The sequence below is a fragment of the Myxococcus sp. AS-1-15 genome, assembly GCF_020037055.1.
Classification (GTDB): Bacteria; Myxococcota; Myxococcia; order Myxococcales; family Myxococcaceae; genus Myxococcus; species Myxococcus fulvus.
The window spans coordinates 379,121-390,309 of record NZ_JAIQDF010000009.1 but is presented as its reverse complement, the minus strand read 5'-3'; the positions used below and the strand labels follow the sequence as shown (position 1 = coordinate 390,309).

Annotated in this window: 7 protein-coding genes; 1 reads left to right on the top strand and 6 read right to left on the bottom strand. The window is 69.3% G+C overall.

Annotated features, from left to right (window positions below):
• Nucleotides 1-121: 121 nt before the first annotated feature.
• The 6 genes from K8625_RS25090 to K8625_RS25065 form a co-directional block, all read right to left on the bottom strand.
• A complete protein-coding gene (locus K8625_RS25090) occupies nucleotides 122-1,777 on the bottom strand; it encodes a DEAD/DEAH box helicase (protein ID WP_370641973.1) in 1,656 nt (551 codons plus the stop codon).
• Nucleotides 1,778-1,987: 210 nt separating this feature from the next.
• Nucleotides 1,988-2,620, bottom strand: a complete 633-nt coding sequence (gene cglE, locus K8625_RS25085; RefSeq protein ID WP_141324395.1) for an adventurous gliding motility protein CglE — start codon at nucleotides 2,618-2,620, stop codon at nucleotides 1,988-1,990.
• 105 nt (nucleotides 2,621-2,725) lie between these two features.
• Entirely contained in the window at nucleotides 2,726-4,681 is a 1,956-nt protein-coding gene (gene gltG / locus K8625_RS25080; RefSeq protein WP_223784115.1) for an adventurous gliding motility protein GltG, read from the bottom strand.
• A 79-nt stretch (nucleotides 4,682-4,760) separates the two neighbouring features.
• Nucleotides 4,761-5,039 (bottom strand): adventurous gliding motility protein CglF, encoded by a 279-nt coding sequence (cglF, locus tag K8625_RS25075; RefSeq protein ID WP_223784114.1) that lies wholly within the window; start codon nucleotides 5,037-5,039, stop codon nucleotides 4,761-4,763.
• Nucleotides 5,040-5,167: 128 nt separating this feature from the next.
• Complete coding sequence (gene gltE / locus K8625_RS25070) at nucleotides 5,168-6,628, bottom strand: adventurous gliding motility TPR repeat lipoprotein GltE (RefSeq protein ID WP_223745732.1); 1,461 nt, start codon at nucleotides 6,626-6,628, stop codon at nucleotides 5,168-5,170.
• Nucleotides 6,628-10,215: a tetratricopeptide repeat protein gene (locus K8625_RS25065; protein ID WP_223784113.1), complete on the bottom strand. Its 3,588-nt coding sequence runs from the start codon at nucleotides 10,213-10,215 to the stop codon at nucleotides 6,628-6,630. Before K8625_RS25065 ends, gltE begins: the two co-directional genes overlap by 1 nt.
• A gap of 281 nt (nucleotides 10,216-10,496) precedes the next feature.
• Here K8625_RS25065 and K8625_RS25060 point away from each other — a divergent pair, with 281 nt between their 5' ends.
• Nucleotides 10,497-11,159 (top strand): hypothetical protein, encoded by a 663-nt coding sequence (locus K8625_RS25060; protein ID WP_141324400.1) that lies wholly within the window; start codon nucleotides 10,497-10,499, stop codon nucleotides 11,157-11,159.
• Nucleotides 11,160-11,189: the final 30 nt, after the last annotated feature.

Genomic DNA, 11,189 nt, shown 5'->3' with positions numbered 1-11,189 from the left:
CGGGCCTCGGGGGTGAAAATGGAACGCAGCGGGGGCGCCAGCCGCCGGACTCTACCGGCCGCGAGCGCCCCCGAGCAATCGTGCAAAACCCGCCAAAGGGCGGGAATCATTGGCCTTCTTGCTACTCGGCCGAGGAAGCGTCGGGGGATGTGTCCCCGTCCTCGCCCCCGGCGGACGCCTCGGTGGGCGCCGGAGCAGGAGCCGCCTCGGGCAGCGCCTTGGCCCGCTCCAGACCCGCGCTGTCATTCAGCTGGGTGTAGAGGGCCACGGCCTTGTCGCGCTGCTGCAGCTCCTCCGCGAGCTGGGCGGCGCGAGTCAGGTTGCCGAGCTTCTCGTGGAGCGGCAGGGCCTTGTCCTTGCGCCCCGCGGCCTCCCACGCCTCGGCGGACGCGGCGACGTCGCCCAGCAGCTCCAGCCAGCGGGCACGGCCCGCGGGCTTCTGCTCCGACTCGGCCCGGGCCAGCTCGCGCTGCGCCAGCTCCTTCGCCTCGTCGTCCAGCTTCAGCCGCTGCATGAAGTGGAACGCCTTGGGCGGAGGCAGCGTGCCGAGCACCTCCACCGCCTCGCGGCGCTGGCCGGCCGCCACGAGCAGCGTGGCCGCGCCCAGACGGTCTCCACGCTCCACCAGGCTCTTCACCTCGAGCCCGCGGATGCGGTTGGCGCTGGCCATGTCCCGCGAGCGCTCGTACGACTTGCGCGCCAGGGTCAGCTTGCCCGCGCGCTCATAGGCGAGCGCCGCCTGGTCGAACTGGCGGGCCCGCTCGTACAGGCGCGCCACGTTCTCGAAGTCACCCTTGCCCACGTAGTGCTCCATGAGGAGCTCGTAGGCGCCGGCCTTCTCCAGCGTGGGGGCGAGCTGATCCGCCGGCAGCGTGCTCACCAGCTTGCGCGCGGAGTCGTTGTCCCCACCCGCGAGGGCGTTGCGCAGGGCGCTCTTGAGGTCCCCGCCCGCCTCGAACAGGCGCGCCGCGTCGGCGAAGCCGCCGTTGCGCTCGTGGAGCCGGCCCGCGTCACGCGTGCGGCCCATGGCCTCCAGCTGCTTGGCCTGCTCCTTCCAGTCCCCGGTCAGCTCGGGCACCGGACGGCGCTCACCGGGCGCGCCACGCTCCGGACGCTCACCGCGCTCCCGACGCTCGCCCCGCTCCGGGCGCTCACGACGCTCACCGGACGCGCCGCGCTCCGGACGCTCACCGCGCTCCCGACGCTCACCCCGCTCCGGGCGCTCGCGACGCTCACCGCGCTCCGGACGCGACTCCGTCCGGGCCTGCGCGGGCGCCTGGGGCTCCTCGACCTCGGGACCCGGCTGACGGCCGCTGGCGGTGAAGGCCGCCTCGGCGCGCTCCTTGTCGCCCGCCGCGCGCCAGACCTGGCCCACCAGGAACAGCACCTCCGTCCACGAGTCGAACTTCTCCTTCGCCGGGTCCACCGCGGGCGCAGCCGGAGCCGCCGCCTCCGCGGGCGCGCCCTCCGTGGCGACAGCCTCGGCACCCTCGGCCGGAGCCGCCGCCTCCGCAGCAGCCGCGGGGGCCTCGGACGGAGCCGCGTCGGCGGCGGCAGCCTCCGGCGCGGCCGGCTTGGGCTGACGCTGCACGCGCAGCATCGTGGTGATGAGGCGACCTCGCGTGTTGAGGTCCAGATCATCCAGGGACTTCAGCCGCATGGGCCGCAGCGAGCGGACGATCGCCTGCAGCGGGGCCTTCTCGGCCGTGAAGTCCGTCTTGGACAGCGCCTTCTCCAGGACGCTCAGCTCGGAGATGACCCGCTGGCCCGGGCCCACGGGGCCCTCGTCGCGGCCACGACCCCGACCCTCGCCGCGGCCACGTCCCTCGCCCCTGCCACCACCAGGGCCTCCGGGACCGCCGCGGCCACCAAATCCACCGCCAGGACCATCACGGCGCGGGCCCTGACCCGGCGCACCCCCGTCACGACCGCGCCCACCCTGGCGCGGCCCACCGCTTCCATTCTCCTGAGGCACGTCTATCTCCCGCTAGAACGCGTAGCGAATGTTCGGCGCCACAGCGAATCCGAACGAGCCTCCGGAAACGAGGTAGTTCCCCGTGACCTCGAGCCCCACGGAAAAGTGGCGCAACCGTGTGTAGTACTCCACTCCGGGCCCGGCAAACACAAGAATGTCGGAATCCGGAAGGAGACGCTTCGGCGAGAACATCGCATAACCCGCGCCCGCGCGGAGATAGAACCACGTGCGCTTCACTTCCTGGCTGTCGGCCAGGCCCACCAGACGCGCGCGCAGCACCGCGCCCGGGACGAAGGTGGAGTAGTCGCCGGACACCGCGCCGCCGGACTCGCCGATGTACTCGGCGCTGGTGCGGATGCTGGAGCCCATGACGAACAGGCCCACGGAGATGCGCTCGCCCAGGTCCACGCCCACCTCCACCTGGGCCATGGGGCCGGAGGAGAAGGGCCGGGGCGTCCCCTCGGCCGCGGGCGGGTTGGTCACGAACAGCGGACCGCCGAGCAGCGCGAAGTAGAAGCCCCGCTCGATTTCATCGAACGTGGTGGCGGGCCGGTCGCCCGTCGCCGTGGTGGGTGGTTGCTGTGCGCTCGCGGCCATGGGGAGGACGAACGCGGCACACAGGGCAATGGGGGCGAGGGCTTTCATGCGGTCCTGAGGTTGACGGGGGCTCCCACGGGGGACGGGAGCCGGGGTGACTGCGCGGGCGGCCCCGGGGAAGGGCCGCCCGTCCGACAATGAACATCCGGCGCGCTACTCGCCGGACTGCTTGAAGATGAACGGATAGGTGACGACCACCACGCCACCACCCTTGGGCTCGGGGAACTTCCAGGTGCGAACGCGGCCCGCCACACACGTCTCCAGCTCCGCGTTGCCCGCCGTGGACTGCGCCACCGAGGACGACGCCACGGAGCCGGTGGCCGTGATGACGAACTTCACCGCCACCTTGCCGCCCAGCTTCGGGAAGCGGTTGAGCATGCTCTCGTAGCAGTAGCGGATCTGCGCGCGGTTGGCCTGGATGACCTTGCGGATGAGCTCCTTGTCCAGCGAGCCCATGACCTCCGGGTCGGACGAGGTGATGCCCACGTCCACGCTGGACTTGCCGCCCAAAACGCCCACGCCGGTGCCGTAGCTGCCGGTGCCACCGCCGCGGCCCTTGGTGCCGATGCCGCCGATGCCCACGGTGTCACCCGTGCCGCCGCCGCCGCCGCCGGAGCCGCGCAGGCCCAGGCCGCCGAAGCCGCCCGAGTTGCCCGCCTTGGCGCCGAACATGTTGCCCATGGCGCTCTTCAGGTCGCCGCCCAGGCCCTTGCTGCCGAAGACGGTGGAGATGCCGCCCTTGCCGCCGCCGAAGATCTTCGCGGTCAGCGCGCGCGCCTCGTCCTTCTTGTTCGGGTCGCCCTTGGGCGCGGTGCGGTTGTTGGTCTTGGGCGCGTCCTTCTTGCCCATCTGACCCTCGTCACCGCGGCTCTTGGCCGCCATCTCGCCGCTCTTCTTCGCCTCCTTCTGCTGATTGAGGCGCTCGAGGAACTTGTTCTTCTGCACCTCGGGCGGCTTGATGATGAGCTTGGCGATGCGCGCGGAGTTGGCGGACAGCTCGTCCGCGTACTCGTCACCCTCGCCGGTGCGATTCATCGCGGTGATGACGAACGCGGTGGCCGCGAAGAACATCACCAGGAAGATGTTGAGCGCGGTGTAGTCCAGCGACTCGCCCAGCGGCGCCACGACGCGCTTGGGAACGGACTGGAAGACGGCCTCCATCGTCACGCCGCCCAGGTCCACCCAGAAGAAGTCCTCCGCGTCGAGCGTGAGCGTGTACGCGTCACCCTCGTGCGAGGCCTTGCCGGACTCGATGACCGCCTTGAGCTCCTGCGTCTCGCCCTTGCGCACCAGCTCGCCCTTCATCTTGCCGGTGAAGCGCACGGTGAAGGACTGGCCGTCGGTGCGGAGCACCTCGAAGCGCGGGCCGCCCAGCTTGGCGTCCCCCATGACGAAGTCGACGCCCGCGGCGCTGCCCACCGCCACGGCGCGCTTGGCGCCCGGGCCCACGAAGAACTCGCCCACCCGCTGATCGCCCCAGGAGAAGCGCAGCGCCACGCCCTGCGGACCGCTCGACTTGGAGCGGCGCACGGTGCGAGCACGCGGCGCGGCCTCGGCGGCGGCCTCGCGGGCCGCGGGAGCGGGCTCCTCTTCGGCGGCCACGATGGCGTTCTTCTGCGTGGCGGCGACGGAGGCATCCAGCGCGCCCGAGCTCGCGGCGGCGGTCGGAGCGGGGGCTTCGGGCTCCGCGGCCACGGCGGCGGCCTGCGCGAGCCCGGCGGCCGGAGCGCCCGCGGCCAGCACGGGGTTCTTCTCCGTGGTGGCGTCGGTGCTCGCGGCGGCGACGGCCAGGTTCACCGCGGCCACGGCGGCCGGGTTCTCCAGGTGGATGGTCGTCCCACCCACGCGAATCCTGTCACCGAACGACAGCTGGCCCTTGTTGACCCGCTTGTCGTTGACGTACGTCCCCTCGACGCTGCCCATGTCGATGATGGACATGGAGCCGTCGCCGGCGACCTCGATGACGGAGTGGATGCGGCTGACCTTCTCGTCCTCCAGGCACAGGTGCGCCGAGGACAGACGGCCAATCTTGATGATGTCGCGCTCGTAGTCCTTGGACGTGACCAACGTCTCGCCCTTGAAGACCTTGAGTGTCAGCGGAACGGCCATGAAGGCTCCTGCGTGGGGTCAATGCCCGGTATGACAACGCGCGCGCCGGCAGGTTCCCACCGGCGCAGGAAGGCGGAAACTACAGCTCGCCCACCGACTGCATCACCTTGTCCTCGAAGTCCTCGCGGATGCGGATGAGGTTCGAGTGCTTCACCTTGTCGCGCGCCTCGATGTACTCGCCGTCCGGCTTGGTGAGGTCGCCTTCGATGGTGTCGTCCTCGAAGTCGATGTTGGTGGTCTTCGAGTAGCGCACATTGCCGTCGCCCGCCCCACCACCCGCCGGCTTGGCGGCGTCGTCATCCTGGGCGAACGCGGTCGCCGCCGAGAGCACCGCGCACAGCATCAGAGCCTTCCGCATCACTGTCTCCCACGCGGGCCCCGCCGGGCCCGTTCCACACCGTGTGTCCGCTGACGCGGACACCGCGAAGGTTCGCATCATCGCCCCGGGGCCCGCCACAGCGAAGGCACCCGGGGACGTCCCAACTTTCACAGCAGGTCGTCTTCGGGCTCACCCGGCTCGGAAGGATCCGCCGTGCCTGCATTCTTCTTCTCCGCGGGCGCGGGCGCAGGTGCGGGCGACGGGGGCGGAGTCCCACCCGCGGGCGTGGCCTGCGCGCCCGTACCGGAGCCGGCCACCGGAGCCACGGCGCCACCCGGGGGCGGGGCCTGGTTCTTCTCCTGGTTCTTCTTCTCCGCGGCCTGCATCTGGGACTGCTGCTGCTTCTGGAGCTCCTCCATCTTCTTCGCCTGCTGCTCGGCCATGGCGGCCTCGCGCTTGGCGTTGACGAGCGTCTCCGCCTCGCGCAGCAGCCCGAAGACCGGGGACTCACCGGAGAGGCCCACGCCGTCACCCGCCATGGCGACGTACTTCTTGTAGAGCTCCAGGGCGCGCTCGGGGGCGTCCTTCACCTTGTGCAGGATGATGGCGCGGTTGAGGCTCACCGCCGCCAGCTCCGGGTCGAGCTTCTCCGCCTCGTCGTACTCCTGCATCGCCTTGTCGTACTGCCCCTGGCCCTTGTAGGAGAGGCCCAGGTTCAGGTGCGCGGTGGCGTTCTTCCCGTCCGCCTGCAGGATGCGGCGCAGGTGCTCCTCGGCGCCGGGGTAGTCCTCCGCGTCGAGCGACAGCTGGGCCAGCTCCACGTGCGAGGGGACATAGTCGTCGCGCGCCTCCAGGGCCTTCTTGAAGGACAGCCGCGCGTCGTCCGCGTTGCCCTCGCGCAGTTGGATGATGCCCACCAGGTGGTGCAGCTCCGGGTCCGCGCCGTCCAGCTTCACGCCGCGCAGCGCCACCAGCTTCGCCATGGAGAGCTGCTTGCGGTCCAGGTAGCTGCGGATCATCACCTTCAGCGCGGTGGTGGACGCGGGGTCGCGCATCAGCGCGCCGCGCGACAGCTCCATCGCCTTGTCGTGGTCGTTCTGCTGCCGGTAGATCTCCGCCAGACGGGCGCGCGACTGCGCGTCGTCCGGGTAGCGCTGGAGGACCTCCTGGTAGAGGGCCACGGCGCCGGCCACGTTGCCCGCGTTCTGCTCCATGACGGCCAGGTTCTCCGACGCCTGGCGCAGCGAAGGCTTCTTGGTGAGCGCGGCCTTGTAGCGGGCCTTGGCCTCGGTGGTGTTGCCCTGGCGCTCGGCGATGACGCCCAGGTTGTACTCGGCCTCGGCCAGGTTCGCGTCGGACTCCAGGGCCGACTTGAACTTGCGCTCCAGCGCCGGGTAGTCGAACGCCTTGGCCTTCTTCTGCGTGTCGAAGGACTTCACCGCGTCCTCGAAGCGGGCCTTGGCCGTGTTCGAGATGGGCGGCGGCGGCGCGTCCGACGGGGACTTCGCGACGGGGCCCTTGGACGGAGCCGCGGGGCCGGTGGCCTTGGACGAGGAGCAGCCGGCGGCGATGAGCGCCGCGGCGGCCAGCAGGGGGAACAGGCGCATGGTACGGGTCGTCCGGTTCATTAGAGGAAGTCCTCCGGCTCCTCGTCGGCGCCGCCCGACTTGGCGGGCTTGGTGCCATCCGGGGTGGAGGCGGTGGACTTGGTGTCCACCTGGGTCTCGGTCTGCGAGCGCAGCTGCGCGGTGAGGTCCGTGAGGTCCTCCTGCAGCGTCTCCTTCTTCTTCTGGGCCTCGGCCACCGCGGTGGGCGCCGGGGGCGGCACGTCCTGGATGCCCGCGAGCACGTCACCACCGATGAGCTGGCTGCGGCTCTTCAGGGCGACCTTCTCCTCGTGCATCTCCGGGTAGCGGTCCGGCTGGTAGGTCGTGCGCAGCATCTTCAGCGCCTCGGCGGCGCAGTCGTTGAACACGTCCAGCTCGCGGCTCTTGGCCACCGTGGCGGCGAAGGCCTCCGTGGCCTTGTCCTTGAGCGGCTGGGCCTGGTTGGAGAACTCGTCGCGCAGCGCCTGCTGGGACTCCTCGTCCAGGCCGCGGGGCATGGGCGCGTTGGTGACGCGGTCGGCGAAGTGGTCGTACGCCAGGCCGATGCGGTTGAGCGCGCACAGCGACGGCTCGGGCGCGCCCAGGGACACCGTCTGCACGTACTTCTTCTCCACCACCTGCAGCGCGCGGCTCTTGTCCTGGATGCTGGCGCGGAAGCGGTCCGGCGACGGCGGGGCGCCCCAGTACAGCTTCAGGCGCTTGTACTCGGCCCAGTCCGGCTCCACGCCCAGGAAGTGCGCCTGGGCGGCGGTGGCCAGCGCGGGCTTCTCCAGCGTGGTCTGCACGCGGCGCGGCAGCTGGTCGAAGTGCTCGCCCACGCGCTTGTACATGCGCACCACGTCGCGCGTCTTGTTCATCTTCTTGTACAGGTCGATGATGCGACCCTCGGCCGTGAGGAACTTGCTGGCCGAGCGCATGTTGTCGCGCTCGTACTCCTCGAGCATCTTGATGGCCTTCATCGCCGCGCCGCTCTTGCCGGTCAGGTCGATGATGGACAGCCGGATGTCGTCCGCATCCTTCGCCTTCGGCCACAGCTCCAGGTAGCGCTCGCGGTTCTTCAGCGCGGCCTTCGTCTGGCCCAGGCCCTCGCGGTAGGTGGACGCGTTGAACAGCGCCACCTGCGCCTTGGACTCGTCCCACTTCTGCACCACCGCGGGCTTGTTGTCGTCGCCGCCGCCCTTCCTGGCGCTCTTGGCGCTCTTGCCGCGCGCCTTGGCGCCGCCGCCGCCCTTCTCCCCGAGGCTGCGCTCGTAGCCCTTCACGTACAGCTCGTACGTGGTCGCGGCCTGCTCGAAGTCGCCGATGGCCTCCAGCGCCTCCGCGTTCGCGTAGATGGAGTCCGGCACGTACTTGGAACGGGGGTACTGCGCGAAGAGCCGGGCGCGGACCTCGATGGTCTTATCCAGCATCTTGGCTTTGTAGTAGTCGACGGACGCGTTGTAGAGCGCCAGGTCGGCGATCTCCGTCTGCGGGAAGTCGTGCACGAAGTTGAGGTATGCCTCGGCCGCCTTGGCGAACTCCTTCTTCTCCTCCAGCTGGCTGACCAGCTTGAAGGACGACTGCTCGATGAGCTTCGCCAGGTCGTCGCGGAACTTGCCCGTCGCAAGCTTGTCGTTGGCATAGAAGCGGCGCGCCCACTCGTTCACCTTCGCGAAGTCCTGCAGCAGGTTGTACGAGTCCAGGATGAGGTTGGCGCTGATCTCCGCCGCGCGCGAGCCGTCCTCGAACTTGTACTCGGGGTAGCCGAGCGCGATCTCGCTGAAGCGCAGCACCGCCTCGTCGAAGTGGTTGTGGCGGTAGTAGATGTTGGCCGCCTTGAAGGCGATCTCCACCCGCTTGTCGCCCTTGGGCACGTACTTGAGGTAGCGCTCGCACGCGTCCAGCAGCGCCTTCTTCAGCGTGGGGATGGTGGCCTTCTTGGTGATGTCGGAAGACACACCCTCGCTCTTCGCCTCGCCGCGCGACTCGGCCGTCTTGACGACCTCGTCGTAGGCGAGCACCGCGTTGTAGGCGGCGTTCTGCAGCCACTTGCCCGGCTTGCCCGGCTTGGGCTTGCCCTTGTCGTCCTTGGCCTCCAGCACCTTGGCGTCCTGCAGGACGACCAGCGTGTAGTTGGCGGCGGACTTCTCGTAGTTCTGCAGGTTGTCGTTGAGCAGCTCCGCCCAGAAGAAGCGCAGGTCGTACGCCTTGGGGTTGTCCGGGAAGAGCGTGAGGTAGTCGCTGTAGACCGCGTCCGCGTAGCGGAACGTGTCCTCGTTGCGCGTCTTCTTGCCCTCGTTGTGCCAGGTGACGGCCAGGTTGGACAGGGTGCGCTCGGACAGCTCCTTCGCCTCGGCGAGCAGCTTCTTGTCCTTGTCCTCCTTGATGACGCCGGAGCCCTCGACCTCCTTCATGATCTTCACGAGCCGGCGCACCTGGGCCACGGTGCGCTCCTTGTTGCCCATGCGCAGGATGCAGTCGACGATCTTCCCCTGGAAGCCGGGCGCCTCGGGCGACAGCGGCTTCTCCTTGATGAGGGAGTTGAAGGTCAGCGCCGCTTCGCGGTCCTTGCCGTCGCCGTAGTACATGTTGGCGAGCTGCTTCATCATCGTGAAGCGGTCGTCCGGATTGGACGCGACCTTGCCGAAGTCCGCGCGCGCCTGGGCCACGTCACCCTGATGCGCGTACGCGCGCACGTAGTCCGTGCGGGCCTCGCGCACCAGCGAGCCACGGCCGCTCTTGCCGCCGTCCTTCTCCACCGCGTTGGCGCCGGCCAGCTCGCCGTAGAGCACCACCGTCTTGAACTTGTCCTTCGCCGCCTCGTAGTCGCCCAGGTTGTAGTGGCACCAGCCCTGCTTGTAGAGGGCGAACGCGTACACCTGGCTCTCGGGGAACTCGGCGGCCTTCTTGTAGGCCACCAGCGCCTTCTCCAGCTCCGGGCGCTTGCCCTTGGAGTTGTTGAAGTAGTACTCGCCGAACGCCAGGTACGCGTCGGGGATGAACTTGGACGTCGGGTGCTTCTCCACCAGGCGCTTGAAGGCGACGAGCGCCTTCCTGTCCTGGCCCTCCTCCATCAGGTACTGACCGAGGAAGAAGAGCACCTCGTCCGTGCGCTCGAACTTCGGGTGCTCCTGGACGATCTTCGTGTACTGCTCGACGGCGAGCTTGCCGTACTCCTTCTGCCTGGCGACGAGCTCCGCCTTCTCCGCCTTGGCGCGCTGCTGGCCCGCGGCGTCGTTGGCGTTCATCGCCTTGAGCAGGTCGTCGTCCTTGCGGTTGGCCTCGAAGAAATAGAACTTCGATTCCTCCCAATAGAACTCACCCAACCGGAACAACAGGCTGGGGACCTCCTTCGGGTCCGGCGACAGCGAGATGATCTTCTTCAGCGAGGCGATCTGCTCGCGCCGCTTGGAAGCCACCTGGAACTCGACGCCGAGGCGGAACTGGTCGTACTGGAGCGCGGGAGCGACTTCTTCCTTCTTCTTCTCTCGCGTGATGTCTCCGGCAAGGGACTTGTCCACCGCGGTGGCGGACTTCCTGCCGAGGTCGGCGTCACGCGGCGCTTTCTTCTCCTGAGCGGCGGAGGCCGTGGCCAGGAGCACGAGGCAGACGAGGAGCGAACGGCGCATGGTCTTCCTAAGCGGGGGGGACCGGCGTCCCCGGTTGCTTGCCAGACAGCCAAGTGGCCGGGAATCTTCGGGAATTTCCATTCGGGGAGAACCACTATGCGCGGTTTCCAAGGGCAGGGTCAACCCTGACTGGCTGGCCGCTCCAGAAGTGGAAAGCATGCCGGCAAACTTCCAGAACGACTGTGAAAAGGACGACAAGGTGGTTGCCTTGTCGGACCCACCGGGTATGGGGGAGCGGACGGCCGGCTGTCCGGTCGCCCTGCTGGGAGTTGTGCTGGATCATGAGCCTGTTGCCAGAGAGCGCCAGCTTCGAGGAGCTGGTGCAGGACTACTTCCTCGCGGTGCGTGGCGCGGGGCTCATGTTGTCGGCGTTGGACACGGAGCTGCTCACGGCGTGGGCCCGGGAGGGCGTGCCCTTCGAGGTGGTGGCGCGAGGCATCTCCCGCTCCGCGGAGAAGGCCCTGTGGGATGCGCGTCCGGGTGAGCCGGTGCTGCGCAACCTGCGCGCGTGCCGGCGGCAGGTGGACGCGGAGATCAAGAAGTACCGCGCGCTGGCGGCGGGCGCGGGCGTGGCCGCGGAGCCGGAGGCCCCCTCGCGACGTCGCAAGGCGCTGTCGTGGGAAGAGACCCGACACGCCCGGCTGGTGGACGCGCTCGAGGACCTGGCGGGGCGGGACTCCACGCTGGCGCCCCGGGTGGCGTGGCTGCGTGGGACGGTGCTGGCCCGCGTTCCGGAGGAGCCCTCCGCGCTGGATGCCCAGGAGTCCTTGAGCTTCCTGGTGCTCCTGCGCGCCCTGCCCTTCTCTCAACGTCACCAGGTGTGGCGCGACGCGCTTTCGGTGGGTAGCGAACAACAGGTGATGTCCGTGCGCGCGAGGAAGCTGTCGCGGCGCTTTCGCCTGGTGGCGGCGGTGCGGCGACGACTGGGCGTGAAGGAAGTGTGAGAAGCGGCCCGACACTGCTCGTGCGTTCAG

Coding starts and splice junctions, on each gene's coding strand:
- gltE (WP_223745732.1), bottom strand. CDS start 6,628: ATGAACCGGACGACCCGTACCATGCGCCTGTTCCCCCTGCTGGCCGCC.
- cglF (WP_223784114.1), bottom strand. CDS start 5,039: ATGCGGAAGGCTCTGATGCTGTGCGCGGTGCTCTCGGCGGCGACCGCG.
- gltG (WP_223784115.1), bottom strand. CDS start 4,681: ATGGCCGTTCCGCTGACACTCAAGGTCTTCAAGGGCGAGACGTTGGTC.
- K8625_RS25065 (WP_223784113.1), bottom strand. CDS start 10,215: ATGCGCCGTTCGCTCCTCGTCTGCCTCGTGCTCCTGGCCACGGCCTCC.
- cglE (WP_141324395.1), bottom strand. CDS start 2,620: ATGAAAGCCCTCGCCCCCATTGCCCTGTGTGCCGCGTTCGTCCTCCCC.
- K8625_RS25060 (WP_141324400.1), top strand. CDS start 10,497: ATGAGCCTGTTGCCAGAGAGCGCCAGCTTCGAGGAGCTGGTGCAGGAC.